At 72.9% G+C, this 25,464-nt stretch carries 26 protein-coding genes and 4 tRNA genes; 18 read left to right on the forward strand and 12 right to left on the reverse strand.

What is annotated here, in order from left to right; all coding sequences use genetic code 11:
- Window positions 1–114: 114 nt before the first annotated feature.
- Window positions 115–1,482 carry an MFS transporter gene (locus ACWDRR_RS12715; RefSeq protein ID WP_449772180.1) on the reverse strand — a complete coding sequence of 456 codons (1,368 nt, stop codon included), beginning with the start codon at window positions 1,480–1,482 and terminating at the stop codon, window positions 115–117.
- Complete coding sequence (locus tag ACWDRR_RS12720) at window positions 1,479–3,305, reverse strand: condensation domain-containing protein (RefSeq protein WP_449772181.1); 1,827 nt, start codon at window positions 3,303–3,305, stop codon at window positions 1,479–1,481. Before ACWDRR_RS12720 ends, ACWDRR_RS12715 begins: the two co-directional genes overlap by 4 nt.
- Window positions 3,306–3,879: 574 nt before the next feature.
- On the opposite strand from ACWDRR_RS12720, the gene ACWDRR_RS12725 reads away from it, so the two are divergent.
- From ACWDRR_RS12725 to ACWDRR_RS12740, 4 genes are all read left to right on the forward strand, one after another.
- Complete coding sequence (locus tag ACWDRR_RS12725; RefSeq protein WP_449772182.1) at window positions 3,880–5,214, forward strand: hypothetical protein; 1,335 nt, start codon at window positions 3,880–3,882, stop codon at window positions 5,212–5,214.
- Window positions 5,215–5,690: 476 nt separating this feature from the next.
- A complete protein-coding gene (locus ACWDRR_RS12730; protein WP_449772183.1) occupies window positions 5,691–6,047 on the forward strand; it encodes a type II toxin-antitoxin system RelE/ParE family toxin in 357 nt (118 codons plus the stop codon).
- Window positions 6,048–6,220: 173 nt separating this feature from the next.
- Window positions 6,221–6,520: a helix-turn-helix domain-containing protein gene (locus tag ACWDRR_RS12735; RefSeq protein ID WP_449772242.1), complete on the forward strand. Its 300-nt coding sequence runs from the start codon at window positions 6,221–6,223 to the stop codon at window positions 6,518–6,520.
- 41 nt (window positions 6,521–6,561) lie between these two features.
- Window positions 6,562–6,996 carry a hypothetical protein gene (locus ACWDRR_RS12740; protein WP_449772184.1) on the forward strand — a complete coding sequence of 145 codons (435 nt, stop codon included), beginning with the start codon at window positions 6,562–6,564 and terminating at the stop codon, window positions 6,994–6,996.
- Window positions 6,997–7,256: 260 nt separating this feature from the next.
- Here ACWDRR_RS12740 and ACWDRR_RS12745 read toward each other — a convergent pair whose 3' ends face one another.
- Together ACWDRR_RS12745 and ACWDRR_RS12750 are read right to left on the reverse strand one after the other, a co-directional pair.
- A complete protein-coding gene (locus ACWDRR_RS12745) occupies window positions 7,257–7,910 on the reverse strand; it encodes an HAD family hydrolase (protein ID WP_449772185.1) in 654 nt (217 codons plus the stop codon).
- Window positions 7,911–7,948: 38 nt separating this feature from the next.
- The gene (locus ACWDRR_RS12750) at window positions 7,949–8,797 is read right to left on the reverse strand and encodes a GntR family transcriptional regulator (RefSeq protein ID WP_449772186.1); all 849 of its coding nucleotides are present in this window, start codon (window positions 8,795–8,797) and stop codon (window positions 7,949–7,951) included.
- Between the two features lie 451 nt (window positions 8,798–9,248).
- Here ACWDRR_RS12750 and ACWDRR_RS12755 point away from each other — a divergent pair, with 451 nt between their 5' ends.
- Together ACWDRR_RS12755 and ACWDRR_RS12760 are read left to right on the forward strand one after the other, a co-directional pair.
- Window positions 9,249–9,464, forward strand: a complete 216-nt coding sequence (locus ACWDRR_RS12755; RefSeq protein WP_449772247.1) for a hypothetical protein — start codon at window positions 9,249–9,251, stop codon at window positions 9,462–9,464.
- A complete protein-coding gene (locus ACWDRR_RS12760; RefSeq protein ID WP_449772187.1) occupies window positions 9,391–9,633 on the forward strand; it encodes a tyrosine-type recombinase/integrase in 243 nt (80 codons plus the stop codon). Before ACWDRR_RS12755 ends, ACWDRR_RS12760 begins: the two co-directional genes overlap by 74 nt.
- A gap of 78 nt (window positions 9,634–9,711) precedes the next feature.
- Here the strand turns inward: ACWDRR_RS12760 and ACWDRR_RS12765 are convergent.
- From ACWDRR_RS12765 to ACWDRR_RS12780, 4 genes are all read right to left on the reverse strand, one after another.
- Window positions 9,712–9,785, reverse strand: a tRNA-Phe gene (locus ACWDRR_RS12765).
- Between the two features lie 27 nt (window positions 9,786–9,812).
- Window positions 9,813–9,886: transfer RNA gene (locus tag ACWDRR_RS12770), tRNA-Asp, on the reverse strand.
- Window positions 9,887–9,952: 66 nt separating this feature from the next.
- Window positions 9,953–10,025, reverse strand: a tRNA-Glu gene (locus ACWDRR_RS12775).
- A gap of 114 nt (window positions 10,026–10,139) precedes the next feature.
- Complete coding sequence (locus tag ACWDRR_RS12780; RefSeq protein ID WP_387884104.1) at window positions 10,140–10,481, reverse strand: metallopeptidase family protein; 342 nt, start codon at window positions 10,479–10,481, stop codon at window positions 10,140–10,142.
- Window positions 10,482–10,551: 70 nt separating this feature from the next.
- Here ACWDRR_RS12780 and ACWDRR_RS12785 point away from each other — a divergent pair, with 70 nt between their 5' ends.
- The 6 genes from ACWDRR_RS12785 (at window position 10,552) to ACWDRR_RS12810 (ending at window position 16,483) form a co-directional block, all read left to right on the forward strand.
- On the forward strand, window positions 10,552–11,076 hold the full coding sequence (locus tag ACWDRR_RS12785; RefSeq protein WP_449772188.1) for a fluoride efflux transporter FluC: 525 nt from the start codon (window positions 10,552–10,554) through the stop codon (window positions 11,074–11,076).
- Entirely contained in the window at window positions 11,073–11,519 is a 447-nt protein-coding gene (locus ACWDRR_RS12790) for a DUF190 domain-containing protein (protein WP_449772189.1), read from the forward strand. The genes ACWDRR_RS12785 and ACWDRR_RS12790 overlap by 4 nt, the downstream gene beginning before the upstream one ends.
- The gene (gene crcB / locus ACWDRR_RS12795; protein WP_449772190.1) at window positions 11,516–11,890 is read left to right on the forward strand and encodes a fluoride efflux transporter CrcB; all 375 of its coding nucleotides are present in this window, start codon (window positions 11,516–11,518) and stop codon (window positions 11,888–11,890) included. The genes ACWDRR_RS12790 and crcB overlap by 4 nt, the downstream gene beginning before the upstream one ends.
- A gap of 232 nt (window positions 11,891–12,122) precedes the next feature.
- Window positions 12,123–12,941 carry a hypothetical protein gene (locus ACWDRR_RS12800; RefSeq protein ID WP_449772191.1) on the forward strand — a complete coding sequence of 273 codons (819 nt, stop codon included), beginning with the start codon at window positions 12,123–12,125 and terminating at the stop codon, window positions 12,939–12,941.
- Between the two features lie 195 nt (window positions 12,942–13,136).
- Complete coding sequence (locus ACWDRR_RS12805; RefSeq protein WP_449772192.1) at window positions 13,137–15,464, forward strand: DEAD/DEAH box helicase; 2,328 nt, start codon at window positions 13,137–13,139, stop codon at window positions 15,462–15,464.
- Window positions 15,465–15,631: 167 nt separating this feature from the next.
- Window positions 15,632–16,483, forward strand: coding sequence for a TIGR02452 family protein (locus ACWDRR_RS12810; RefSeq protein WP_449772193.1), 852 nt, complete (start codon window positions 15,632–15,634; stop codon window positions 16,481–16,483).
- A 61-nt stretch (window positions 16,484–16,544) separates the two neighbouring features.
- Here ACWDRR_RS12810 and ACWDRR_RS12815 read toward each other — a convergent pair whose 3' ends face one another.
- Together ACWDRR_RS12815 and ACWDRR_RS12820 are read right to left on the reverse strand one after the other, a co-directional pair.
- Window positions 16,545–16,880: a hypothetical protein gene (locus ACWDRR_RS12815; protein ID WP_449772194.1), complete on the reverse strand. Its 336-nt coding sequence runs from the start codon at window positions 16,878–16,880 to the stop codon at window positions 16,545–16,547.
- A 144-nt stretch (window positions 16,881–17,024) separates the two neighbouring features.
- A complete protein-coding gene (locus tag ACWDRR_RS12820; protein ID WP_449772195.1) occupies window positions 17,025–18,146 on the reverse strand; it encodes a hypothetical protein in 1,122 nt (373 codons plus the stop codon).
- 222 nt (window positions 18,147–18,368) lie between these two features.
- On the opposite strand from ACWDRR_RS12820, the gene ACWDRR_RS12825 reads away from it, so the two are divergent.
- Both ACWDRR_RS12825 and ACWDRR_RS12830 read left to right on the forward strand, forming a co-directional pair.
- Window positions 18,369–19,511 (forward strand): low temperature requirement protein A, encoded by a 1,143-nt coding sequence (locus ACWDRR_RS12825; protein ID WP_449772196.1) that lies wholly within the window; start codon window positions 18,369–18,371, stop codon window positions 19,509–19,511.
- 12 nt (window positions 19,512–19,523) lie between these two features.
- On the forward strand, window positions 19,524–19,970 hold the full coding sequence (locus tag ACWDRR_RS12830) for an RICIN domain-containing protein (protein ID WP_449772197.1): 447 nt from the start codon (window positions 19,524–19,526) through the stop codon (window positions 19,968–19,970).
- Between the two features lie 36 nt (window positions 19,971–20,006).
- On the opposite strand, the gene ACWDRR_RS12835 is transcribed toward ACWDRR_RS12830, so the two are convergent.
- Both ACWDRR_RS12835 and ACWDRR_RS12840 read right to left on the reverse strand, forming a co-directional pair.
- Window positions 20,007–20,735, reverse strand: coding sequence for a tyrosine-protein phosphatase (locus tag ACWDRR_RS12835; protein WP_449772198.1), 729 nt, complete (start codon window positions 20,733–20,735; stop codon window positions 20,007–20,009).
- Window positions 20,736–20,791: 56 nt separating this feature from the next.
- Window positions 20,792–21,586: an SDR family oxidoreductase gene (locus ACWDRR_RS12840; protein WP_449772199.1), complete on the reverse strand. Its 795-nt coding sequence runs from the start codon at window positions 21,584–21,586 to the stop codon at window positions 20,792–20,794.
- A gap of 206 nt (window positions 21,587–21,792) precedes the next feature.
- Here ACWDRR_RS12840 and ACWDRR_RS12845 point away from each other — a divergent pair, with 206 nt between their 5' ends.
- The 4 genes from ACWDRR_RS12845 to ACWDRR_RS12860 all read left to right on the forward strand — a co-directional run bounded on the left by ACWDRR_RS12845 (window position 21,793) and on the right by ACWDRR_RS12860 (window position 25,462).
- A complete protein-coding gene (locus ACWDRR_RS12845) occupies window positions 21,793–22,494 on the forward strand; it encodes a nucleotidyltransferase domain-containing protein (protein WP_449772200.1) in 702 nt (233 codons plus the stop codon).
- An 87-nt stretch (window positions 22,495–22,581) separates the two neighbouring features.
- Window positions 22,582–22,654 (forward strand) — tRNA-Lys (locus ACWDRR_RS12850).
- Window positions 22,655–23,105: 451 nt separating this feature from the next.
- Window positions 23,106–24,902 carry an LCP family protein gene (locus ACWDRR_RS12855; RefSeq protein WP_449772201.1) on the forward strand — a complete coding sequence of 599 codons (1,797 nt, stop codon included), beginning with the start codon at window positions 23,106–23,108 and terminating at the stop codon, window positions 24,900–24,902.
- A 113-nt stretch (window positions 24,903–25,015) separates the two neighbouring features.
- Window positions 25,016–25,462, forward strand: coding sequence for an SRPBCC family protein (locus ACWDRR_RS12860; RefSeq protein ID WP_449772202.1), 447 nt, complete (start codon window positions 25,016–25,018; stop codon window positions 25,460–25,462).
- Window positions 25,463–25,464: the final 2 nt, after the last annotated feature.

Consider the following 25,464-nt stretch of genomic DNA (forward strand, 5'->3'; position numbering starts at 1 on the left):
GGTGGGCCCCCTCGGTGGCTCGTTCGGTGACTCGATCGGTGACTCGTTCGGTCGGCCGGTGGTGCGGGCCGGTGGACCCGGGCCGGGGCCCGGGGGCGCCCGTGCGGCCGGTGCTCACGCGGCGGGCGCCCGGTCGGCGGCCGGCGGGACGGCCCGCAGCCCGCGGATCGCGGGCACCGCGGGCAGCGCGGCGCAGCAGCCCAGGGCCAGGACGGTGGCCCCGATCAGCACGTGCTGCCCGCCCAGCCGCTCGGCCAGCGGCCCGGCGAAGGTGCGGCCGAGCGCCATCGCGGCCAGCGAGCCGGTGACGTCGTAGGCGTACATCCGGTTCAGCAGCGCGGTCGGGACCTGGGTCTGGACGGTCGTCGCCCAGATCACGCCCCAGAACGCGCAGCCCACCCCGGCCGCCGCCCACCCGGTGGCGACCGCCCACGGCGGCAGGCCGAGGGCCGGTGCCAGCGGGTAGACGGTGAAGAGCGTCAGCGCCGCCGCGCCCGCCAGGAGCGGCCGTTGCGGACGGGCCTTCATCGCGATCGCGCCGCCCACGGCGCAGCCACCGCCGAAGGCCGCCATCGCGGCCCCGTACGCGGTCGCCCCGTGCTCCTCGATGATCAGCACGCCGCCCAGCGCCAGCGACACCCCGGCGACCGTGAAGCCGTAGACGGTGTAGAGCGAGATCACCCCCCAGAGCCAGGTGCGGGCCCGGAACTCGCGCCAGCCGTCGGCCAGTTGACGCAGCAGCGAACCGTCCCCGGCGGCCTGCGGCACCAGCTTCACCCGCAGCGCGAGCAGGCACCAGCCGCTGATGCCGTACGTCGCCGCGTACACCGCGAAGACCGCCCCGGGCGAGAGCCCGGCGACCATGGCACCGGCCAGGGCCGGGCCGAACAGCGCGGCCAGCGCCTCCGCGACCCGCAGCGAGCCGTTGGCCCGCTGGACGTCCGTCGCCACCGCCGGCACCATCGACGCCACGCCCGGCTGGAACATCGCCGTCGCCACGCCGCTGACCACCTGCGCCGCGATGATCTGCCAGAGCGAGGGCGTGCCCAGCAGGAAGCCGAGCGCGACCACGCTCTGCACCACCAGGCGCACGCCGTCGGCCCAGACCATCAGGCGGCGCGGGGTCAGCCGGTCGGCGAGCGCGCCGCCGAAGAGCATGCAGAGGGCCAGTGCGGCCGTCCAGGAGCCGAGTGCGTAGCCGACCCCGCTCGGGCCGTACCCCGCGTCCAGGATGCCGACCGAGAGGGCCACCGGCAGCATCGCGTCGCCCAGCATGGCCACCGTGCGGGCGGTGAAGAAGAGCCGGAAGTCGCGGCTCCAGAGCCGCCCGGCCGGCGGCTGCGCGGGCGGTTCGGCCGACTGCGCCGACTGCTCCGGGGCCTTCGCGGCCTTCGCGGCCGTCGCGGCCTTCGCGGCCGTCGCGGCCGTCGCGGCCTTCGCCGTCGGCAGGGGGACGGCGGGGGCCTCCTCGACGCTGCTCACCGGCCCGGCCCCTCGGTCAGCACGGGCAGGGCTCGCCAGGCGGCGGCCACGTCGGCGCCGGCGGCGTCCGGGACCGGCCCGGTGTGCACGACGTACCACTGCGGGGTGATGGCGCTCGGCCGGCCCGGCAGCAGGTCGAGCATCCGCCGGTGCACCCCGGCCGGGTCGGCCGTCTCGGCCGTCTCGGCCGGGTCTGCGGGTGCGGTCGGTGCGGTCGGGTCCGCCGGTGCGGCCGGGTCGGCGGCCAGGTGGCAGACGAGGCGGTGGCCGAGCCGCTCGTCCGGCTCGGCGAGCACGAGGTGCGGCCGGTCGCCCAGCGCCTCGGCGGCCAGCCTGCGCACGGCCGCCAGGTCGATCCAGCAGCGGTCGCTGCGCACCCAGTCCTCGCCCCGCCGCACCGGCGTCAGACCGGTCAGCGCGGGCAGCCGGTCCAGCGGCAGGTCCCCGTCGGCCGCCTCGGCCAGCAGCCGGACGAACGAGCGCCCGAACTCGGCCGCCTCCTCGGCCGGGAGCACCTGCGGGTCGGCCCAGAGGCCGAGGTCCAGCCGGTCCTCCAGACGGTGGGCGATCAGCACCAGCCGGCTCGGCACCAGCTCGGCCGGCAGCGGTTCGAGCCGCAGGTCGAGGGTGTCGTCGTAGTCGCCCCGGGCCTTCTCCTCGCCGAGCGTGCGCACCGCGGGGAACCGTCGCCCGGCCGGTCCGCCGGCTCCCTTGCCGAGCGCGCTCATGTCGTTGAAGACCAGGTCGCGGGCGAAGGAGATGCCGCGCTGCGCCCCGACCCCGTTGATCACCTCCCAGGCCCGGATCGGGTCGAACCAGCTGGCGCGGTAGGCCCGCATCGCCTCGGCCCGGCACTCCCGGGCCAGCTGGTCGAAGGTCTCGGGCGCGGCGGTGTCCAGCAGCAGCACGGCGTCCTGGGCGAGCGTCCCGAAGTAGCCGCGCAGCTCCTTGACCACCCGGTTGGCGGAGAGCGAGGTGATCGCGCAGTCCGGCTCGGCGACCCGCCGCGCGACCAGCGCGCCGAAGGCCGCGAGCGTGATCACCGAGCGGGACACCCCGGTGCGCTCGGCGATCCGGCCGAGGTGCTCGGCGGCCCGGTCCGACACGATCCGCAGACCGGTGTGGTGCCAGTCCTTCTCCGCCGGGTCGGTCAGACCGGGCAGGGCGAAGGCCGCCTGCGGCACCGCGCGCATCCGGGCCTCCCAGTAGGAGAGCGAGGACTCGGTGAGCCGGCGCACGCTGGGCCGCTCCTCCAGCGCCACCACGTCGATCGGCTGCAGCGCGGCCGGGGCCGGCAACTCGCGGCCGTCCATCAGGGCGGCCCACTCCTCGACCAGGATCTCCCAGCTGGTGGCGTCCATGGCGGTGTGGCAGACCACGCAGACCAGCAGCGCGGGGGCGCCGCCGGAGAGGACCACGGCCAGGCGGACGGGCAGGTCGGCCTCCAGGTCGAAGCCGCCGGTCCGCAGCTCGCGGGCCAGGACGACCGCGGTCTCGTTCGGGTCGCCCCCGGCCTCCACGAGCAGCAGGTCCAGCGTTCCCTCGCCCGCCACCAGCTGGACGGTGTCCGGGCCGATGCCCGGCGCGATCCGGTAGGTGGTGCGCAGCGACTCGTGCCGCTCCAGCAGCACGCCGACCGCCGCCTCGACGGCGTCGAGCCCGGTGCCGTCCGGGACCGGCAGCACCGAGGTCAGGTTCAGATGGGACGGGTCGTCGTCGACGATGACCGCACGCAGCAGGTTGGTGAGCCCGAAGGCCAGTGGACCGCTACGGGCGGAAAGCCCCGAGAACCCGACCTTCGACAACAGCCTCTGCTGTGCCATGCCGCTCCGCCTCCTCCGCGACTCCGGGCCCGGGAGGGGGCCCCGGGCCTCGTGCGGTGCAAGTGAAGGCCGGGCGGAGGCGGGCGGCCAGGAAGCAGGGTCGGCAATATTGCCGGTCCACCGGGCGGCCCGGACGGGCCCGAACTGCTGGAACCCGACGGCGGTCCCGCTGACCGGAAGCTTCCGATCCGCCCGGAGTTGCCGGTCGTTTGCCTCCCCGGTGCCGGTCACGCCGGTCGGGCCGCCGGGCGACGGTCCGCACCGGGGCCGGTCGGTCCGGCAGCGGTCCGCCCGCGGTCGGCGCGCGATCGGCTCGCCGGCGGACGGCCGCTGACCTGCGGTGGAACCGGTGCGCGAGAACGGTCCGAAAATTCTTCGAACCCACCTGCAACCCCGGCGGGGGCCACACGTCCAATCAAGTGAGAGGCACGGAAGGGGGCCACCTTCCGAAGGCGGGGGGACTTTCGCCCGTGACCCGTGGTTCACGGGCCGCCTCAGCCACTCACCCACCAGTCCAAGACGGCGCCGCCGACCCGGTATTCGGCGTGCCCGCAATCACGTTCCAGGGGGAACCATGTCCAGCGTCACCCGTGTCCGCCGTCCGCGCCGCGCCGTCGCCGTCGCCGCCACACTCGGGGTCGTCGCGCTCGGCGGCTCGCTCGCCGTCCCGGCGCAGGCCGCCTTCGCCGAGGGCGTGAAGAAGGCGACGCTGTCGGTCCAGGCGCCGACGGCGGTCGGTTTCGCCGGGCAGCCGGTCGCGTTCACCGAGAAGATCACCAACACCGGCACCGAGGCCACCACCTTCGCGCTCGTCCTGGAGACCACGAGCGAGCCGGGCACGCCGTCGGACGCGATCACGATCGACTACAAGGACCCCGCCGACGGCGCCTGGAAGTCGGTGCCGCTGGACTTCCACCAGGACGCCGAGGCGGCCACCTACGACGGCATGGTGCACGGCATCACCGTCCAGGCCGGCAAGACGCTGACGCTGAACCTGCGGATCGGTGCCCCGATGGGCCTGCCCCACCAGGGGGCCAGCAACGGCGGCTTCCGCTCCATCGCGCTGCGTTCCGCCGTGGTCGCGCCGGGGTCGTGGGTGAAGCTGGCCGAGCAGGTGAAGACGGTCAAGGTCGAGTCCATCCGGACCTCGCTCGGTTCGGTGCCCGCCACGGCGGTCGCCGGCGGGGCGCCGATCGAGTTCGACGCCGTCCTGGCCAACCCCACGCCGTCCGGCTACGTCAACCTCGGCAACGTGCTCTTCAGCGACCCCCACGCCACCGTGCAGGTCCGCAAGGCGGACGGGACGTGGACCACGCTGAAGAAGGTGTCCGGCGGAGCCGCCGACGACCTGGCCGGTGTCTACCTGCAGGGCCGCAACTCCGGCATCGGCGCCGGGAAGACCCTGGTGACCAAGGTCCGCGTGTCCTACGACGCGAGCACGCCGCTGGGGGCGACCGAGATCAACCCGTGCGTCTTCGTCAACGAGGGCGCCACGCCGTTCAGCGGGACCACCCTGTGCGCGGCGGGGAGCACCGTCAAGGTCGTCAAGGCGACCGAGGCGCCCGCCAAGCCGGCCACCGGGACGGCGGCGGCCAAGCCGGCCGCCAAGGCACCCGTCAAGGCACCCGTCGAGGCACCCGTCAAGCCGGCCGCCAAGCCCGTGACCGACGCCAAGCCGGTCGCTGCCGAGGCCCCCGCGGCCCCGGCCGCTCCCGCCGCGGTCGCTCCCGCCGCAGTCGCTCCGGCTGCCCCGGCCTCGCAGGCCTCCGCCCCGGCCGCGCCGGGCACGGGTGAACTCGCCGCCACCGGCTCCGGATCCTCCACCGTCCCGGCCGTCGTCGCCGCCGTCCTCGCCACCCTCGGTGCCGGCGCGGTCCTCGTCGCCCGCCGCCTGCGCCGCAACGCCTGACACGCGGACGCGCCGGTGCCTCCCCGCGCCTCCCCGTGCCTACCCGGCCGGTGGTCGGGGAGGCACGGGCGCGGGCAGGACGACCCGCACGGCGTGACCGGCTCAGCCGAGCCGGTCACGCACCGAGCACGCAGAAGGCCCCGGAGAGCGAACTCTCCGGGGCCTTCCCAGTACGGTGGCCAGGGCCGGGGTCGAACCGGCGACCTTCCGCTTTTCAGGCCGCTGGGGAACCACCTTTGACGGTTGCGTCTGTGTCTCTTCGCCGCGGAGCGGCGACCCGCCCGTCCGGTGCCGTGCACCAGTGTTCGTTCCTGTTGGCGTACGTGCTGGCGTAGCCCGAAGGTGTGGTGGGTCTGAGGGATGCCGTAGGCCTGAGCGTGCGCAGGGGAGGGTGAGGGTGTTCTTGGACGGCCCTAAGTCGTCAACAGGGCTTAGAATCAAGGACGCTGGCATGTGCGGCGAGCAGGGGTGGGAACTTGGAGCGGGCTTGGGAGTTCTACGAGGGTTCAGACGGGTCCACCCCCGTCAAGAAGGAACTCGCGAAGTGCCAGCTCAGCACCCCTGAGAGTGCGAAGCTCCGAACCCTCATGCAGCGTGTCGTAGACCGCCAGACCTTGCCTGGTGATGTGAAGAACCTTGGCAAGGGCATGCTGGAGGTCCGTCTCAGCGGCCACCAGCGGATCTTCAGGCTGCTCTACGCCGAGGAAGAAGGCGGCCTGGTCCTCCTCGGCCTCGCTTTCTTCCAGAAGAAGTCGCAGCAGACCCCCTCAAACGATCTCAATGCAGCCAGGAAGCGTCTCGCGGACTGGCAGGAGCGTCGCGCGAAGGAGTGACTTTAAGGTTCTCCGTATCGCTTTTGGGCGATACTCTTGGGAGAGTAGGAGGGGAGGAAGACATGGCACCTACATTGGATGACCTGCTCGGCATCGACCCAGATGACCCCCACACCGCAGCGGCGCTTGAAGACTCCGAGGACTACGCCGACCTCGTTGAGGCACTTGTCGTGATGCGAAGGAAGCGGGGGCTGTCCCAACAGGACGTCGCTGAGCGCATGGGCACCACACAGTCGACGATCTCCAACTTTGAGCGCGTTGGGGGCGACGCTCGCTACTCAACCTTGCAGCGCTATGCGCGCGCTGTGGGCGTGCGATTGCACAGCATGGTCGGTCATCCTGGAGCCGCGCTTGCACCTGCTTGGCGCCTGGCTACTGAGGTGCCTGTGCGGGTCGCAGTGCGTGAACGGGACCACGGTCGGCTCACGCGGGAGTGGACGGGGCAGGAGCACAGGTCGGTGCGGGTCCGATGAGCGAGACACGTCGTAGCCGGCGGCTCAAGTCCTTGGCTGACATGATTGAATCCACCGAACTCAGGGATGTCGTTTTCCTTGAGGTGGCAGCAAAAAGGGAACTAGGTCCCGAATCTGAAGATCGGTCGAGTATTACCACTCCAATGATGGCGTGGTTTCGGGCCGATGGCGACGATACGATCGAGGTTCGGTGTCGACTGCAAGTTGCGTCCGACAGCGCATCGTTTGTGGCCGACGCGGTGGCGGTTTTCTCTGTCGGAGACAAGTGCTCATGGGGGGAAGGTCTTGAGCGGGAGTTTACCGACAAGGTTGGAGTCACCGTATTGTACCCGTACCTTCGAGAGGCTGTTCATAGTTCTGCGATGAAGCTCGGTGTTCCGGCTCCTCTCCTCTCGCTAATAAATCCATTCATTGAGAGTGCAGCCGATTTGCCGAGGAAGAATTCTCCGCACGGGGTGGTCGGCGGAGACATCTAGATCACGTGGGCCATAGGTGCCGTGTCAGCGTTGGGCTGACACGGCATCTCTTTGGGGCGACACTTGGGAAGGCGTGCCACAGGGACACCCCTAGTCGTAGCGTGCCGTCGGCTCAGCGAGGTAGCGGCTCGTTCACAGCGTCACTCAACTGATCCAACCTCCTTACGTGGGTCGGGCCCTGATGTAATAGGTGGTTGCTCGGTCGGCTTAGTGGCGCCTCGAATCGATGCTGGCAATAGTCCGAGCTTAGATTTCACGCCTCACGCGGATCGATTGATGGCATCGGCAATTAGCTGCATTGAACTTACGATCGCGACGGCACCGGCAGCAGCTAGCTTTGCGTCTTTTCCTGGCTTGTTGGCGTAGCCGATCGTGGGAACGCCAGCTGCTTTCCCGGCTTCTACATCGCGAGCTGCGTCACCGATGAAGATGCAGTTCTCTGCTTTGGTGTCCGCAGCTGTCATGGCTTCCAGCAGGAGGCGCGGGTTTGGTTTCATGGACGACGGTTCACCTAGAGTCCGCCCGAAAATGCCTGTCACGTAATCGCTTAGGCCACGCCTGGCGAGGTAGGTCTTGATGGAAGTACTTGAATTGTTACTGACCATCGAGACCAGCCGACCAGAGCCAAGGCAGGCTCGCAGAACCGATTCTCCGCCCGCGTTCGGCCGGCCGACCCGAACCGCTTCAGTCTCCAGCACCGCCAGCGCCTCGTCCATGCTGGCCGTGAGGTCTGGTCGGGCATCCGAGATCAGGCGGAGCAGTGCGAGCGGGTCTGACTCGCCTTCGGCCCCGGCCGGGGCCTGCTCGCCGGTGGCGAGCAGGCCCTCGCGGAGTCGTTGTGCAACCTTCGGGGCGGACAGCCCCGCGAAGACGGAGCAGACCGGGCCGTCGAAGTCGAGTAGCACGTGCTTCACCGGCCGGAGTACGTCTGCGAGCGACTGGGGAGCCGTATTCATGGCTGACGCTCGTAGGCGATGGTGGACCACACACTATCGAACCACATCTGAGCCTGCTGGACGTACTGCGATCCGAGCGAGGCGTCATCCGGGCGGGCGGCGTGGTGGAACAGGGTGGTGTCCTTGCCCGTCACGTCGTAGAACGTGTGGTCCGTGCCGTCCACCGCGATGGTCCGCTCACGCAGCGGATAGAAGCCGAAGAAGGCTTCCGACCGGTTCAGGATGTACAGCTTGAACAAGCTCGACGCCCGGTGGACCTTGACCTGGACGCTCGCTGACTGGACTAGCCCTAGCTCCGCCAGCACTTCCACTGAGTGGGCGATGCCGCCGGCGTTGGTCAAGGCGATGTTGCGTGCCCGTTCTCGAAGCACCACCTCGTCCTTGAGCCCGTCGATCAGCACGGGAACGGCCATCGGCTCCGTGGTGTCCGGCAGCAGGAGGCGCACGGTAATGGACTCCGGGGTGAGCCGGCCGGAGCGGACCTTGTCCAGCGGCTCCTGCAGTGCGTTGTGCAGTGTCTCGCTGGAGAAGCCGGCGAAGTCCAGAGTCACCTGCTGCTGCTCGAAGGCCGCTTCGAGATGGGGCCGGAGTCCGACCGGCCGAGAGGTGCGCTCCCGGACGAAGGAGCCGCTTCCCTGCCTGGTCACGATCAGCCCCTCGGTACGGAGCAGGTCCAGCGCCTTGTCGACGGTGCCGCGTGCCACGCCGAAGTGCTTCGCCAACTCGGGGCCGGAAGGAAGTTTGTCGCCGGTCTCGAAGCCTGGCTTTTTGGTGAGGATCGAGGCCCGCAGAGAGCTGCTGACCTGCTGATACGGGGGGCGCGAGTCATCCGGGTCTAGGGCCATGCGCCAATGCTAAGGCAGATGCCCAACAGACGCGAGAAACCCAACTCTCTTGATCTGCCTAGGCAGGTTCTTTATGTTGAGAGTGTCGCAACCGAGAGAAGCGGAAGCGTCACGGAGGGCTTTCTTTGGGCTGCTCTGACCTGCATGAACGCACCTGGAGGGGTGGGGTGACAGCCCCCTGAAGGAAGTGCTGGTTCCTTGACAACTCCATAGGTCCCGCCGAGTGCCCCGTGAAGGGAGGTGTCTGGGGAGAAGGCGGACGGCAGACCACGGACGGCCCGTAGTGGGCCCCCGCGGGGGCGAGGGTGCGACTCCCTCCCCGTCCACGTGCAGCACGCCGCGCATTCGCGTCGGGGCTGCGTTCTTGGACCTGAGATGGGCCGCCGCGCATTCCTTGGCCGGGCGCGCGGCGGCCCTCGGGTCCACACCCCATCGAGCAACAGGTGAACCCGTGAAGTCGATTGTTGCAGGTCAACGGGCGGTTTCGGCCCGGGAGTTCGCTGAGTTGGCGCTCGGCGTCGACAACGCGCCGTTCGACGCGCTGTTCGGCGGCGTGGCCGGCGAGAGCACCGACGAGTACCAGGCCCGCACCGATGTCGCCCGTGAGGTGCTGGCGGAGCTGGTACCCGCTCCGGGACCGCCTTGGGCTCACGCTCCGCTTCCATGATCTGCGCCACACCTGCGTGACTCTGCTGCTGGACCTCGGAGTCCCGCCGCACATCGTCCGGCAGATCGCCGGCCACAGCGACATCGGGGTGACGGTGAAGGTCTACGCCCACGCGTCGCTGGACGAGCAGCGCAAGGCCCTCGGGTCCCTCAGCGACCGGCTCTCCTGAGCCGTTGGGGTAACGATTGGGGTAAGCGGCACGCAGAAGGCCCCGGAGAGCGAACTCTCCGGGGCCTTCCCAGTACGGTGGCCAGGGCCGGGGTCGAACCGGCGACCTTCCGCTTTTCAGGCGGACGCTCGTACCAACTGAGCTACCTGGCCGTACTGCACCGTCTCTTGCGAGACGAGCGATCCCGACGGGACTTGAACCCGCGACCTCCACCTTGACAGGGTGGCGAGCTAACCAACTGCTCCACGGGACCTTGTGTGGATTGCTCCACTGAGGTCTTGCTAGGTCTTGCGCACTGCACTTTACTACGGTACTGCTGTGCCCCCAACGGGATTCGAACCCGTGCTACCGCCTTGAAAGGGCGGCGTCCTGGGCCACTAGACGATGAGGGCTTGCGGCCTGTCCCGCTGTTTCCAGCGTTCGGGGACGTCGAGAAGCATATGGGATGTCGGGCGGATCGCCAAAACGGGTTTGGGCCGGGCGGGTGGACGGGCCCGACGGGCCGGTCAGGACCACCCGAGTTCGTCGAGCTCGTGGTCGTCGAAGCCGAAGTGGTGGGCGACCTCGTGGATGACCGTGGTGCGGACCTCCTCGACCACCTGCTCGCGGGTCTCGCAGTGCCGCAGGGTCGGGCCCCGGTAGATGATGATCCGATCGGGCAGGACGCCCGCGTACCACTCGCCGCGCTCGGTGAGCGGGGTGCCCTCGTAGAGGCCCAGGAGCTCCGGGTCGGCGGGGTCGGGTTCGTCCTCGACGAACACCGCCACGTTGTCCATCATGGCCGCGAGCTTCGGGGGAATCTGGTCGAGGGCGTCACTGACCAGCGTCTCGAACTCTTCCCGGGTCATCTCCACCGGATCATTGTCGGGTCTGGGGTGACGGTGTGCCAGGCGGTGGCGGCCGGTGTTTCATGGGCCCATGGCGACCTCGGAGGACGCGGTGGACGCGGTGGACGGCGTGGCGGGCGCGGGCGGGGCGGGCGGCGCGCTGCGGACGGAGCCCGCGGCGGTGCCGCCGCGCCGGGCGCCGGTGCTGCGCGGGCAGGGACCCGCCGTGGCGGTGGTGGCGCTGGGCGGGGCGATCGGGGCGTCGGCCCGGTACGGGGCCGGGCTGCTCTGGCCGACCGGGCCGGGGGGCTTCCCGTGGACGACGCTGGCGGTGAACGGGACCGGCTGCGCGGTGATCGGGGTCTTCCTGGTGGTGATCACCGAGGGCCGGCCCGCGCATCCGCTGCTGCGGCCGTTCTTCGGCACCGGGGTGCTGGGCGGGTTCACGACCTTCTCGACGTACGCGGTGGACATCCGGCAGTTGGTGGCGCAGGGCCGGCCCGGTGCCGGGGCGGCGTACCTGGGGCTGACGCTGCTGGTGGCGCTGACCGCGGTCTGGGCGGCGGCCGGCTTGACGCGCCGTCTGGTCCTGCGCGGGGCGCGGTGGTCGGGGTGACGCGGCTGACCGGGCCGGCGCTGCGGCTGACCGTGCTGGTGGGCGAGAACGACCGGTGGCGCCACCGCCCGCTGTACAGCGAGATCGTGCACCGGGCGCGGGCGGCCGGGCTGGCGGGGGCGAGCGTGTTCCGGGGGATCGAGGGGTTCGGGGCTTCGTCGCTGGTGCACACGGCCCGGCTGCTGTCGATGAGCGAGGACCTGCCGGTGGCGGTGGTGATCGTGGACGCCGAGGAGCGGGTGCGGGCCTTCCTGCCGCAGCTGGACGGGCTGGTGGCGGAGGGGCTGGTGGTGCTCGACCCCTGCGAGGTGATCCGGTACGTCGGGCGTGGCGGCGACGGCGACAGTGGAACGGACGGCGGCGGGGCGGGCGGCGGCGGGACGGACAGCGGCGGGGCGGACGGCGGCGGGGCGGGCGGCGACGGGGCGGGGGCGGGGCGGTGAACTGGCTGCTGGTGGTGGTCGGGGCGGTGGTCGGTGCGCCGCTGCGGTACCTCACCGACCGGGCGGTGCAGACCCGGCACGACTCGGTGTTCCCGTGGGGCACCTTCACCGTGAACGTGGCCGGCTGCCTGGTGCTCGGGCTGGTGACCGGGGCGGTGGCGGCCGGCGCGGCGTCCTCGCACGTCCAACTCCTGCTCGGGACGGGGCTCTGCGGGGCGCTGACGACCTATTCGACCTTCTCGTACGAGACGCTGCGGCTGGCCGAGGGCGGGGCCGGGCGGTATGCGCTGGCCAATGTGGCGGGCAGCGTGGCGGCGGGGCTGGCGGCGGTGTACGCGGGGGCGGGGCTGGCCTCGGCGCTCTGGGGGTGAGCACCCGGGCGGGCCGGTCCCGTCCGGCCCGGTCGGTCCGGGTCTGGGCCCGGACCCGTCCGGGTCCCGTCCGGAGGTTTGAACCGGCCGGGTTGCGCCGGCCGGATGGCGTTCGGGGGCTTCCTGCCGGGCCGCCCGTGTCCCGTGGCCCGGGGCACGCGTTGGGCACCGAAAGTGCCGCGCGCGAGGGCGGCGGCCCGGGCCCGGGTGGGGCAGCGGAAGAGGGAGCTCGGTGGCGGCGATGCGTTCGGTGCGCGAGGTGGGCGCTCAGGAGGAACGTTCGGCCGGTCGTCCGGCGGCCGTCCGTCCGGCGGTCGACAGGCCGGTGGTGGTGCGGGCGGTGGCGGTCCGGCAGGCGGAGCCGAGGGCGGTGGCGGTGCGCAACGGTGTGGTGCGGGCGGCGGCGGTGCTGGCGGTGGCCGGGCTCGGCCTGACCGGGTGCATGTCGGTGGGTCCGGGCGCGGACGAGAAGCACGGGACGGTGCCGGTCGGGCAGGCCGGGACGGTGGGCAAGGCCGGTGCCGGGGCGTCGGCCACGCCGACCGGCGCCCGCCCGGGTGGTGCGTCCGGGCGGTCGGAGCGCCCGGGGGGCGTGCAGGTGGCGAACACGCCGGGGGCCGGCTCGACCCCGGCGCCGGGCGAGGCGCCTCCCGGCGCGAATGCCGCGGCCGCCGGCGCGGAGGCGGCACCGGGCGCGGTGCCGCCCGAGGCCGAGCCGGGCGCGAACGGTGCTGCCGGGGGCGTGAGCGCAAGCAGCGCACCTCACCCGGGTACCGGTTCCTCCGTCGGCGGGACGACGGCCGGCACGGGTGGCACGGGCGGTACGGGCGGCGGAGGAACCGGCGGCAGCGCCGGAACCGGTGGTGGCTCGGGCGACGGACGCTCCGGCGGCGGCACCGCCACCGGACCGGCGGCGAGCCCGACCGTCCGGCCGTCCGCCTCCCCCGATCCCAGCCCCGCCACGCCCGCCCCGCCCGCCACGCCGGCCCCGGAGCCCTCGCCCGGCAACTCCGGATCTTCGGCCCCGAGCCCCGGTTCGGGCGGGCACTAGCGCTCTGGCCAGTGCATTTGCCTCTGATCCCCAGGTTCGCCTATGGTGGTAGATCGTTCGTTTGATTCATTTGACTGGCGCCCTAATTCCCATCTGGCGCCCTTGGCGCGTACCGGCGATCCGTGGCTGACCGCATAGAGGCGGTTGTGAAACAGAACCCGGACTTTGGCGCGTGCCACTTCCGGAAGGTTTTGCATGTCTCTCGTTGACGACGCCCGCTTCGCCATGCCCGCGAGCGAGTCCGCCGCCGATGTCACCCCCACCGATGCCCCCGAGGTCGAGCTGATCGACGCCGACCAGGACATCGACCCCACCGCCGACCAGGACGCCGCCGACGAGGCCGCGGCCGAGGAGAGCGCCGAGCCCGCCGAGCCGACCATCACCTTCGGCGACCTGGGCCTGCACGACGACGTCGTGCGTGCCCTCGCCAAGCGCGGCGTCACCACCCCCTTCCCGATCCAGGCCGCGACCATCCCGGACGCCCTGGCCGGCAAGGACGTGCTGGGCCGTGGCCGCACCGGCTCCGGCAAGACCCTCAGCTTCGGCCTGCCGCTGCTGACCCGCCTCGCCGACGGCGAGCGCACCAAGCCCAAGCACCCGCGCGGCCTGATCCTCGTCCCGACCCGCGAGCTGGCCATGCAGGTGGCCGACGCGCTGGAGCCGTTCGGCTCGGTGCTCGGCCTCAAGCTCAAGGTCGTCTGCGGCGGCACCTCGATGTCGAACCAGATCTACGCGCTGGAGCGCGGCGTCGACATCCTGGTCGCCACCCCCGGCCGTCTGCGCGACCTGCTGAACCGCGGCAGCGCCAAGCTGGGCGACGTCCGGACCGTCGTGCTCGACGAGGCCGACCAGATGGCCGACATGGGCTTCCTGCCCGAGGTCACCGAGATCCTCGACCAGGTGCCGGCCGGCGGCCAGCGCCTGCTGTTCTCCGCCACCCTGGAGAACGAGATCGACACCCTGGTCAAGCGCTACCTGAAGAACCCGGTCACCCACGAGGTCGACCCGTCGGCCGGCGCGGTCACCACCATGACCCACCACATCCTCGTGGTGAAGCCCAAGGACAAGGCGCCGATCACCAACGCGATCGCCGCCCGCAAGGGCCGCACGATCATCTTCGTCCGCACCCAGATGGGCGCCGACCGCGTCGCCGAGCAGCTCATCGAGGCCGGTGTGAAGGCCGACGCGCTGCACGGCGGCATGACCCAGGGCGCCCGTACCCGCGTCCTCGGCGACTTCAAGGACGGCTACGTCAACGTCGTCGTCGCGACCGACGTCGCCGCCCGCGGCATCCACGTCGACGGCATCGACCTGGTCCTGAACGTGGACCCGGCCGGTGACCACAAGGACTACCTGCACCGCTCGGGCCGCACCGCGCGGGCCGGCCGCTCCGGCGCCGTCGTCACCCTGGTGCTGCCGCACCAGCGTCGCGGCGTGTTCCGCCTGATGGAGGACGCGGGCGTCGACGCCTCGCGCCACATCCTCGACCACGCCTTCGACGCCGAGGTCGCCAAGATCACCGGTGCCCGTTCGCTGATCGAGGTCCAGGCCGAGAGCGCCGCCGGCATCGCCGGTGCCGCCGAGCGCGAGCTCGCCGACATGACCCGCCAGCTGGAGCGCGCGCAGCGCCGCGCCACCGAGCTGCGCGAGGAGGCCGACCGCCTGGCCGCCCGCGCCGCTCGCGAGCGGGCCGACCTGGGCATCGAGGACGAGGCGCCCGCCGCCGAGGCCGAGACCGCCGAGACCACCGAGGCTCCCGTCGAGACGGCCGCCCCGGCCGCCGCCGTGACCGAGGAGCGGGCTCCGTCCTACCGCGAGGCGCGCACCGAGCGCCCGGCGTACAACCGTGACCGTGACGACCGTGGTGGCCGTTCCTTCGGCGACCGTGACAACCGCGGCGGTGGCTTCAACCGTGACCGTGACGACCGCGGCGGCCGCTCCGGTGGCTTCAACCGTGACGACCGCGGCGGCCGTTCCTTCGGTGACCGCGACAACCGCTCGGGTGGCGGCTTCAACCGTGACCGTGACGACCGTGGTGGCCGTTCCTTCGGCGACCGTGACAACCGCGGCGGTGGCTTCAACCGTGACCGTGACGACCGCGGCGGCCGCTCCGGTGGCTTCAACCGCGACGACCGCGGCGGCCGTTCCTTCGGTGACCGTGACAACCGCGGCGGTGGCTTCAACCGTGACGACCGTGGTGGCCGTTCCTTCGGTGACCGCGACAACCGCTCGGGTGGCGGCTTCAACCGTGACCGCGACGACCGCGGCGGCCGTTCCTTCGGCGACCGTCCGGCCCGTACCTTCGGTGACCGTCCGGCCTTCGGTGACCGTGACAACCGCGGTGGCGGCAGCGCCGGCAGCAGCCGTCCGTTCTCCCGCCGCGACGACCACCGCTCCGGTGGCCGCCCGCAGGCCTCCGGCGGCTTCAACCGTGACCGCGACGGCGAGCGCGGCGGCCGCCCCGGTGGCTTCAACTCCGGTGGCTTCAACCGCGACGACCGCAAGCCGCGCTGGAAGAACTGACGCCGCGTAGCGCATCGCACTGACGCCCGACGGGCCCGCTCCACTTCGGTGGGGCGGGCCCGTCCGCGTTCCCGCCCCGGCGGGAACCCCGGCCCGCCGGCCGCGTTGTTCTGCCGGTGAGAATAACCTGTGGCGCGGGGGAGGCCCGCTCCCGTACGGTCACCGACATGAGCAGCAGATTGCACGGCGTGGCGGTGGTGAACGAGGAGATCGCCGAGCGGGGGAGCTACCGGGCGTCCGGGGGCGAGCCCGTTCGGGTGGCGGAGCAACTGGCGGCGGCCAGGGCGGGGACGGTGTCGTACACGCCGCAGGCGCTGGACGCGCTCCTGCGGGCCGGCGCCCCCGGGCCCGGCCCGGCGGCGTCGGGGGCGTCCGGGGCGCCGGCCGTCGAGGTGACGGCCGAGGGCAGCATCGGGGCCGCCCGGCGGCTGGTGGAGGCCGGTGCCGGCCGGGTGGGCGTGCTCAACTTCGCCTCGGCGCGCAACCCGGGCGGCGGCTATCTGCGCGGCGCCCGGGCCCAGGAGGAGGACGTGTGCCGCAGCGCCCTGCTGTACTCCTGCCTGCTGGAGGCGCCGGACTACTACGAGGCGCACCGGGCCTCCGGTGACCTGCGGTACAGCCACCGGGTGATCGTCTCGCCCGACGTCCCGGTGATCCGGAGCGAGGAGGGGGAGCTGCTGGCGCGGCCCTACCCGGTGACCTTCCTGACCTCGCCGGCGCCCAACGCCGGCCAGCTGGAGCTGCGTTCGGCCGATGTGGACGTCCGGGGCGTGCTCGCCGAGCGGGCGGTCCGGGTGCTCGCGGCAGCGGCCCGGCACGAGATACGCGCGCTGGTGCTGGGGGCCTGGGGCTGCGGAGTGTTCCGCAACGACCCGGCGCAGGTGGCGGAGGCCTTCGAGGGGGCGCTGGCGCAGTACGGCGCGGCCTTCGAGCGGGTCGTGTTCGCGGTCTGGGACCGCACGCCCGTCTCGGCGAACCGGGCCGCCTTCGAGGCCCGGTTCGGCGCGGCCGCCGGCTGACGGACGACCGCGCCGGTTCCTGCGCGGGCCCGGCCCGCGCAGGACCGGCCTCCGTGCGGGCTCAGTGCTTGCGCGGGCCCACGGCGGTCGCGGCGGTCGAGGCGGCGGCGACCACCGCGGTGACGGCGAGGACGGACGGCCAGGCGCCGATCTTCTTCGCCAGCGGGTGCGAGCCGCCGAAGGCCGCCACGTAGAGCCCGGTCAGTGCGGCGGCGGTGGCCGCGCCCGAGCGGCGGTTCCACTGCGCGGCGGCGCCGGCCCCGGCCACGGCCAGGACGGCGCCACCCAGCTCACGCCGGCCGGTCCAACGGGCGACGCCGTAGCCGCCGACCAGGCCGCCGGCCGCGGTCAGTGCGGCGGGCGCGGCGGCCGAGAGCACGTTCGGGATCCTCGCCATCGTCGACTCCACTCCTCAGAATCCTCGGGTCGTCCGACCATAACCCGCCCGGCCCGCCGCCCGGTTCGCAGCCCGTTCCGCCGGCCGTTCCGCCGACCGGTTCAAAGCCCGTTCCGCCGGCCCGGCCCCGTCCGACGGGCGCTCCTAGCGGAACGCCTGCTCGAACGGGAGGGCCGGTGCCGCCCGGGAGAGCCGGTCCGCGGCCTCGGCCGGTGCCAGGACGCGCTCCAGCCGCAGGTCCCCCGGGACCTGCTGGATGAACCGGCCGGCCGACCAACTGCGCTCGTACGCCTGCGGGTCCAGCACCAGGGTGCGGACGCCGTCCACCACCGGGATGTCGCCGGGCGTGCCCTCGTTCCAGATCCACGCCCCGTCGGGCGCGACCAGGTTGAACGAGCCGTACGCGGTGACCCGCCGGCGGCCGTCCAGCTCCGCGCTCCGGCTGAGCGCGACGACCTCCGGGTCCGGCGGCGGTCCCGGCAGGTGCCCGCCGCCGATCAGCACGCCGGCGAGCAGCGTGTGCAACTGGAAGTTGTCGGTCAGGCCGTCCATCCGCAGCAGGTAGCCGGTGCCGCTCGGGCGGTCCAGCACCAGCAGCGGCTCGTCGTCGAGCGTCTTCGCCAGGTGGACCAGGCCCTTGAGGTCGTGCTGCCCCTCGCCGTAGCGGTCGATCAGTTCGAGCAGGACGTCCGTCACGCCGGAGGCCCGGGCCGCGGTGCGGACGGCGGCGTGGGAGTAGACCGCGAAGGAGGCCATCTGCCACAGGTGCAGCGTCCACCAGCCGACCACGGCCCGGTGCGCGTGCCACTCGTCCAGCCGCTCCGGGTCCTCGATCCGGGCGTGCGCCCGGCCCGGGTCGTCCTCGTCCGGGTCGGGCAGGTCACCGCCGCCGGTCTCCTGCCAGCGTTCCACCAGCAGCAGCGCGCCGCTCAGTGCCCCGCGCAGGCCCGCCAGCACCGGGTCGGCGCAGGCCACCGGGTCGGCGCCGCGCTCGACGCAGGCGCCCACCATCATCGCCAGCTGTGCCCGGGGGAACGGCGGCGTGTCCGGGAGCAGTGCGGCCAGCCGCGGGCCGACCGCGGCCGACTCCCGCTCGCCGGCCGGTCCCAGCAGCCCGCCGAGCCGCCGGAACGCGGCCTCGGTCCGCTCGGCCTCGCCGGCCGCGATCGCCGCCTCCAGATCGGCCGTCGCCCCGGCGAGGGCGGACTGCTGACGGTCGAACGGATCCGCGGACCCGCCGTGCGTGGGAATTCGGTCGGACACCATTCGCGGCAGCATAGGCGGCCGCCCGGACACCCCCGTCGCCGGGTCGCGGCGCGCACCGGACGGGGCCGACGAGGGCACGGCCGGCCGACGAGGGCACGGCCGGCCGACGCCGGCCGGTCCGGCGCGCGCGTCCGCCCGAGGTCCCGGCCCGTCCGAGCCCCGCCACGTCCACGTGCCGAAAACGCCCGCGCCGGGCGGACGGTGTGATCCATACTCGCGCGGGTGACCGCGACCCGGGCCCTGACGGCCCCCTCCACAGCCGCGGCGGAACCCGCTCTGCGCGTGGCCCCGCTCGAACTCTTCCTCGACCTCGTCTTCGTCTTCACCATCACCCAGCTCACCGGCAGCCTGGTCCACCACCTCACCGCGGGCGGCCTCGCCCAGGTGGTGGTGATGCTGGCCGTGATCTGGTGGATGTACGACGCGTTCATCTGGCTGACCAACGCGATGCCGCCGCGCACCCACGGCCGGCGCGGCCTGCTGATGCTCGCCATGGCGGGCTTCCTGGTGATCTCGCTCGCCGTCCCGCACGCCTTCGAGGGCAGCGGCGTCGCCTTCGGCTGGGCGTACCTGCTGGTGGTCGCCGTCCACACCGGTATGTTCGCCGCCTCCGGCGTGGTGCTCGCGTCCGTGCTGCGGATGGGCGGGCTCAACCTGGTCGGCACCGTCCTGGTGGTGACCGGCGGCTACCTCACCGGGTTCGCCCAACTCGTCCTCTGGGCGGCCGCCTTCGCGCTGCAGTTCGCGATACCCCGGCTGGTCGACCTGCCGCAGTTCCAGCTCCGCTCGGACCACTTCGTCGAACGCCACGGGCTGATCGTGATCATCGCGTTCGGCGAGTCCGTGATCGCCATCGGGGTCGGCGCCGGCACCGCCGACCTCACCGCCCCGCTGGTCGCCGTCGCCCTGCTGAGCCTGACCGTCTGCGTGGGCCTCTGGTGGGCCTACTTCGGCCACGACGACGACGCCCGCGCCGAGCACCACATGGCCGCGCTCCCCGCGGACCGCCGCAACCGGCTCGCCGTCAGCGTCTACAACCTCGGCCACTACGGGCTGTTGCTCGGGGTCCTGCTCTTCGCCGCCGGTGTGAAGTCCGCCGTCGCCCACCCGGACGCCCCGATCGGCCTCGCCCAGGCTTCGGCGCTGGCCGGTGGCGTCGCCCTCTTCCTCGTCGTCAACACCGCCGTCCGACGGACCTTCGCGCTGACCCCGAACCTCCCCCGCCTGCTCGCGGCCGCCGCGCTGGTGGCCACCGTCCGGCTCGGCACCGCCGTCTCCGCGCTGGCGGAGGTGGCCGCCGTCGCCGGAGTGCTCGGCGCGGCCTTCGGCCACGAGGCGTACCGGAGGCCTGTCGGTCGCCGGTGAGAGACTCGCACCGTGACTGACCATGTGATCACGGACGGCCTCTACCGGGTGCGCAACGTCGGCAGCGGCCTGCTGCTGGAGGTCGCGGACGGGAGCCGCCGCAGCGGCGCCAAGGTCGTCCTCGGGGCGGAGAGCGGCTCCGAGGCCCAGCTCTGGCGGTTCGCCGCCGTCCACCCGGGCGGCGCCCTCTTCCACGTCGAGAACGCCGCCAGCGGAAAGCGCCTCGACGTCACCGGGGCGTCCCCGGAGGACGGCGTCCTGATCCAGCAGTGGTCGGCCAACGCCTTCGGGGCCCAGGAGTGGCTCCTCGAACACCACCTCGACGCCCCCGGCACCTACACCCTGACCAGCTTCATCAGCGGCAAGCCGCTCACCGCCACCACCCCCGGCCACCCGGTCGAACAGCGCGAGGACCTCGACTCGCCCACCCAGTGGTGGCGCCTGGAGCGCCGGGGGTAGCGCGGCCGCCGGCCGGGCGGCGGCCGGCGGCCCCGATCAGGCCGACAGGTTGGCGCGGAGGGCGGCCAGTTCGGCCTCGGTGGTGCCGTGGGCGCGGACGTAGTCGGCGACGGAGCCGTGCCGGGCCCGGATCCAGCTGAGGGACGAGGCCAGCAGCGGGGCGGAGATCGGGCGCGAGACGCGCTCGGTGCCGGTCTCGTCGACGTAGGGGGTCGGGCCCGCGAGCAGGCCGAGGCCGGCGTTGGAGAGCAGGAAGTCGGCCATCAGGTCGGCGTCGGAGGCGCCCAGCAGGGACTGCACGACCGCGATGGTCAGACCGGTGCGGTCCTTGCCGACGGCGCAGTGGACGACGGCCGGCACACCGCCGGGGGCGCCGAGGCGGCGGATCGCGGCGACCAGGGAGGGGCCGGCGGTCTCGGCCATGAAGGGGTAGAGCTCGGCCTGGTCCTCGGGCCACGGGCGGTCGAGGTCCTCGCGGTCGGCCGGGAGGGTGGGGAGGCTGAGCGCCTCGTGGTCGAGGCCGAACCGCAGGTCGGGCCAGGTCTCCAGCTCGAAGGGGCTGCGCAGGTCGATCACGGTGCGCAGACCGAGGTCCTTGAGTCGCTGGGCGCCCTCCGGGGTGAGGGTGTGGAAGGACCCGGAGCGGAAGAGCACGCCCGTGCGCAGGGTGCCGACGCCCCCGGCGTCGCGGAAGTTGCGCACGCCGGGGATGTCGAGGAAGGCGGACGGCAGGTCGGGTTCACGGTCCGGCAGGTCGTCGGTCATGGGCTCCACCGTACGGGCGGGGGAGCTCGCGGGGGAAGGAAACGGACCGCGCGGTCTCAACGGCCGCCGGAGACGTCCAGGAAGGTACCCGTGCTGTACGAGGCGGCGGGGGAGAGCAGGTAGAGGATCGCCTCGGCGACCTCCTCCGGCCGCCCGCCGCGCTGCATCGGCAGCCCGGGCGCGACCCGGTCGACCCGGCCGGGCTCACCGCCCAGCGCGTGGATCTCGGTGTGGATCAGACCGGGGCGGACGGCGTTCACCCGGATGCCCTCGGCGGCGACCTCCAGGGCCAGCCCGCGGGTCATCGAGTCGACGGCGCCCTTGGCGGCCGCGTAGTCCACGTACTCGTTCGGCGAGCCGAGCCGGGAGGCGGCGGAGGAGACGTTGACGATGGCGCCGCCCCGCCCGCCGTACCGGGTGGACATCCGGCGGACGGCCTGCGCGGCGCAGAGGAACGGGCCGGTGATGTTGGAGGCCCAGATCCGGTTCAGCCGGTCCTCGTCGATCTCCTCCAGCCGGCACTGCTTCTCCAGCGTGCCGGCGTTGTTCACCAGCGCGGTGAGCGGGCCCAGTTCGTCGTCCACGGTGGCGAACAGCCGCTCGACCTCGGCGGTACGGGTGACGTCGGCCCGGACGGCGACGGCGGTGCCGCCCCCGGCCCGGACGGCGTCCACCACGGCGGTGGCGGAGGCCTCGTCGGCGCGGTAGTTGACGCAGACCCGGTAGCCGCGCCGCCCGGCCAGCAGAGCGGTGGCGGCGCCGATGCCGCGTCCGGCTCCGGTGATCAGGAGGACCTCCGGACGGTCGGCGGAGGCGGCGTCGGTGACGGCGGCGGAAGGAAGGGAGGACATGGTTCGAACGCTACCCGGTGGGCGGCGGGCCAAGCCGGTGGGGCGGAAGCCGTTCGAGGCACGGGAATTCGTTCGCCCGGTGCGGCCCCGGCAGGGCAGACTCCTCGGACCGCCGCCGCCCGCGAGGCGGCCCGACAGCCGACGCCCGACACCTGACGCCCGACACCTGACGCCCGAGATCCGGCGCCCGAGATCCGAGGAGACCCATGCCCCCCGCACCCGGCACCGTCCTGCTCTCGGGCGTGGTCGGCTCGACCGCGTACGGCTTCGCCCACGCCGGCTCGGACGTCGACCGGCTCGGCCTGTTCGCCGCCCCCACCGAGGACTTCCACGGCCTGCACCGCCCGGCCGAGTCCCAGGTCACCACCGATCCCGACACCACCCTGCACGAGGCCGCCAAGTGGTGCCGCCTCGCGCTCACCTGCAACCCGACCGCCTCCGAACTCGTCTGGCTGCCGGCGGACCTGTACGAGGTGCGCAGCCCGCTGGGCGAGGAGCTGATCGCGATCCGCGGCTCCTTCCTGAGCGCCCCGGCCGTCCGTAACTCCTATCTCGGCTACGCCGACCAGCAGTTCCGCAAGCTGCTCACCCGCGACACCGCCGACCGGGCCGGTCACCGCCGGGCGGCCAAGCACGCCCGGCACCTGGTCCGGCTCACCGAGCAGGGCGTGCGGCTCCACGAGACGGGCGAGAACGTCGTCCGGCTGCCCGACCCGGAGCGGGTCCGCGACCTCGGCGACCGCATCGCCGAACACCCCGCCACCGCCGAGTCCCTGCTCGCCACCGCCGCCGAACGCCTCGCCCGCCCCGGCGTCCTCCCGTCGGCCCCGGACCCGCGCCCCGCCGAGGCCTGGCTCCGCCGCGTCCGCGCCGCCCACTACACCCCACCCCTCCCGGACAGCCGCTGAGCCCGGCGCGTCCGCACAATCCACTGGCGGAGCCGTGGGCGCCACCGGGTAGGATCGCCCTGGCCCGCCCCGCACGGGGCGGGCCACGGGCCGCTAGCTCAATTGGCAGAGCTGCGGACTTTTAATCCGTAGGTTCAGGGTTCGAGCCCCTGGCGGCCCACCGTGAAGACCCAGGTCGGAGATCTCCGACCTGGGTCTTTCGGGTTCCCGGCGGCGTTCTGCCGCGGTCCGGCCGGCTGCGGCGGGCCCGGGGCGCGGGTGGTGGCCGGGGTGCGCGCTGAGTGCTCGTCAGGCCTGCCCGTCCGGCCCGGCGGCCGGCGGCGGTGGCCGCCGGCCCGAAGTGCCGTACGTCACGCGGCACATGGTGCGGTGCCCGTCGGTGTCTCGGTCACCGGCGGTGTGGCCGGATAAATATGACCGGCTTGTATGCTCCGGAAGGGGCTTGTTGTGGTCGCAGGGGGCTCCGGAGGGGGACGGCGGAGTCGGCCGCGGGGGTGTTCATCGGTCATTACGACCTTCGTATGTGCAACCCGGGGGCGTTCCAGGCCGTCTCTCTTGTGTGCAGAGCGCCCGGTCGTGGGGCGCCGCGTCCGCCGGTGAAAGGTACACGGATGTCAGGTCAGTGGGGCGAGGGCCCGGCTCGTGGTGACGACGCGCCCGGCGCGCTCACGACCGAGGGCGGCGACGGCGGGGTGCCGCAGCCGCGGACCGGCGGGCGGGCGCAGGCCCGGCGCGCGGCCCAGGGCAAGGGTGCCCAGGACAAGGGCGCGCAGGACAAGGGAGCCCAGGGCAGGGGCGGCCGGGCGGGTGCCGAGGCGCCGGCGGCCGGCGGCCGGGCGGCGGCCCGCAACAGCCGCAAGCCCAAGAAGAACGTGAAGAAGATCGTCGCCTGGTCGGCGGCCGGGGTGCTGGTGCTGGTCGCCGGCGCGGGCGGCGCGATCTACCTCAAGCTCAACGCCAACATCAAGACCTTCGACGCGGACGCGATAGCCGGCGACCGGCCGCCGGAGGCCCAGGCCAACGCGGACGGCAACAAGCCGGTCAACGTGCTGCTGATCGGCTCGGACAGCCGCGGCAAGGACAACTCCGACCTCGGCGGCGGGGAAGAGGGCGGTGCCCGCTCGGACACCACGATCCTGCTGCACGTCTACGCCGACCACAAGCACGCCGTCGGGATCTCCATCCCGCGCAACGCCATGGTGGCGATCCCGTCCTGCAAGCTGCCGAACGGCTCGTGGAGCAAGCCGGCCACCAGCGACCTGTTCAACGCGGCGTTCTCCAAGGGCGCCAGTGACGACGGCAACCCGGCCTGCACCCAGAACACGGTGGAGAAGCTCACGGGCATCCGGGTCGACCACACCATCGTGGTGGACTTCCAGGGCTTCGCCGCGATGACCAAGGCCGTCAACGGTGTCGACATCTGCCTGCCCCAGCCGATCTACGAGGGCGACATCAACCCCAACCTCCCCAAGAAGGGCAAGCTCGTCCTGTCGCAGGGCAAGCAGAAGGTCGAGGGCCAGCAGGCGCTCGACTACGTCCGGCTGCGCCACGGCATCGGCGACGGCTCCGACATCGGCCGGATGAAGCGGCAGCAGGCCTTCCTCGGCTCGCTCGCCTCCAACATCAAGGGCCAGGGCCTCAACCCGACCACGCTGCTGCCGCTCGCGGACGCCGCCACCAAGTCGATGATCGTCGACCCGGGCCTGGGCTCCGCCGACAAGCTGCTCTCCTTCGGCCTGTCGCTGAAGAACATCGACATGCACGAGCTCAAGTTCATCACGCTGCCGTGGCGCTTCCGGACCCAGGACAAGAACATCGACATCGTCAAGGCGGACGCCGACAAGCTCTGGGAGACCCTCAAGGCGGACCGGACCATCGACGGCCAGAACGCCACCGGCGAGCAGCCCGCCGCGACCGGCACGCCCGCCGAGCCGACCACCCCGGCCGCGTCGAGCTCGGCGCCGGTGCCGGCCGCCGACGCGGGCAACGCGGCCGTCAAGGTGTCCGTCTACAACGGGACCACCGCCGCCGGCATGGACGGCAAGGCCAGCGAGCTGCTGAAGGGGGCGAAGTTCGCCGCGAGCAAGGCGGGCCCCGCCGCCAGCACCAAGTACGCCACCACGATGGTCGAGTACGGCTCCGGGCAGAAGGCCAACGCGGACAAGGTCGCCGCGCTGTTCCCCGGGGCGACCGTGGAGGTCGGCAAGTCGGCCGGCATCACCGTGATCGTGGGCAAGGACTTCGTGGCGGCCAACGGCGGCGGCGCGGCCGCCCCGGGAGCCACCGGCACCGCCGGCACCCCGGCCGCGCCCGCGGTGCCGGCCCCGCTGCCCACCAGCGTGACCAACGACGCCCGCTCGGCGGACGACGACATCTGCGCCAACACCTCCTACGGCAGCGGCGGGTAGCCGGCGGGCACGGACGGCGACGGTACCGGGCCCGGGGCGCGTGCGCCCCGGGCCCGTGCCATGGTGGCCGGAGGGGGCGCAGCAGGGGGGCGCCGGCCCGAAAGGCGGACCTCATGGCCGAGATCGCCCTGCAGATCGACATCGCGGCGCCGCGCGCCGTCGTCCTCGCCGCGCTGGACAGCCACGACGGCCTGACCGGCTGGTGGACCACCGAGGTGGACCGGGACGGCGACGTGCTGCTGCTCGACTTCCCCGACGTCCCCGAGCCCTTCCGGCTCCGCCGGGAGCGCGCCGACCGCGAACGGGTGGTGTGGACGAACGTCGGCACCTTCCCGCCGCACTGGGCGGGCACCTGGATCAGCTGGGACCTCGCCGACCAGCCCGGCGCGAGCGACCGCACCCGGCTGCTGCTGCGCCACGGCGGCTGGCAGCCCGGCAGCGAGGACGGCGTGCCGCTGGTGGCCGGTACCTGGGCCGAGCTGCTGGTCCGGCTCAAGGACCACGCGCAGAGCGGCAAGGTGCAGCCCTACTTCGTGAAGCCGCCGCAGCACGCCCCGTGAGC

Source organism: Kitasatospora sp. NPDC003701 (assembly GCF_053587085.1).

Excerpts from the sequence above, each read along its gene's own strand:
- ACWDRR_RS12720 (WP_449772181.1), bottom strand. The coding sequence starts at position 3,305 with ATGGCACAGCAGAGGCTGTTGTCGAAGGTCGGGTTCTCGGGGCTTTCC.
- ACWDRR_RS12725 (WP_449772182.1), top strand. The coding sequence starts at position 3,880 with ATGTCCAGCGTCACCCGTGTCCGCCGTCCGCGCCGCGCCGTCGCCGTC.
- ACWDRR_RS12735 (WP_449772242.1), top strand. The coding sequence starts at position 6,221 with ATGCGAAGGAAGCGGGGGCTGTCCCAACAGGACGTCGCTGAGCGCATG.
- ACWDRR_RS12740 (WP_449772184.1), top strand. The coding sequence starts at position 6,562 with ATGATTGAATCCACCGAACTCAGGGATGTCGTTTTCCTTGAGGTGGCA.
- ACWDRR_RS12750 (WP_449772186.1), bottom strand. The coding sequence starts at position 8,797 with ATGGCCCTAGACCCGGATGACTCGCGCCCCCCGTATCAGCAGGTCAGC.
- ACWDRR_RS12760 (WP_449772187.1), top strand. The coding sequence starts at position 9,391 with ATGTCGCCCGTGAGGTGCTGGCGGAGCTGGTACCCGCTCCGGGACCGC.
- ACWDRR_RS12780 (WP_387884104.1), bottom strand. The coding sequence starts at position 10,481 with ATGACCCGGGAAGAGTTCGAGACGCTGGTCAGTGACGCCCTCGACCAG.
- ACWDRR_RS12785 (WP_449772188.1), top strand. The coding sequence starts at position 10,552 with ATGGCGACCTCGGAGGACGCGGTGGACGCGGTGGACGGCGTGGCGGGC.
- ACWDRR_RS12805 (WP_449772192.1), top strand. The coding sequence starts at position 13,137 with ATGTCTCTCGTTGACGACGCCCGCTTCGCCATGCCCGCGAGCGAGTCC.
- ACWDRR_RS12810 (WP_449772193.1), top strand. The coding sequence starts at position 15,632 with ATGAGCAGCAGATTGCACGGCGTGGCGGTGGTGAACGAGGAGATCGCC.
- ACWDRR_RS12815 (WP_449772194.1), bottom strand. The coding sequence starts at position 16,880 with ATGGCGAGGATCCCGAACGTGCTCTCGGCCGCCGCGCCCGCCGCACTG.
- ACWDRR_RS12820 (WP_449772195.1), bottom strand. The coding sequence starts at position 18,146 with ATGGTGTCCGACCGAATTCCCACGCACGGCGGGTCCGCGGATCCGTTC.
- ACWDRR_RS12835 (WP_449772198.1), bottom strand. The coding sequence starts at position 20,735 with ATGACCGACGACCTGCCGGACCGTGAACCCGACCTGCCGTCCGCCTTC.
- ACWDRR_RS12840 (WP_449772199.1), bottom strand. The coding sequence starts at position 21,586 with ATGTCCTCCCTTCCTTCCGCCGCCGTCACCGACGCCGCCTCCGCCGAC.
- ACWDRR_RS12845 (WP_449772200.1), top strand. The coding sequence starts at position 21,793 with ATGCCCCCCGCACCCGGCACCGTCCTGCTCTCGGGCGTGGTCGGCTCG.
- ACWDRR_RS12855 (WP_449772201.1), top strand. The coding sequence starts at position 23,106 with ATGTCAGGTCAGTGGGGCGAGGGCCCGGCTCGTGGTGACGACGCGCCC.
- ACWDRR_RS12860 (WP_449772202.1), top strand. The coding sequence starts at position 25,016 with ATGGCCGAGATCGCCCTGCAGATCGACATCGCGGCGCCGCGCGCCGTC.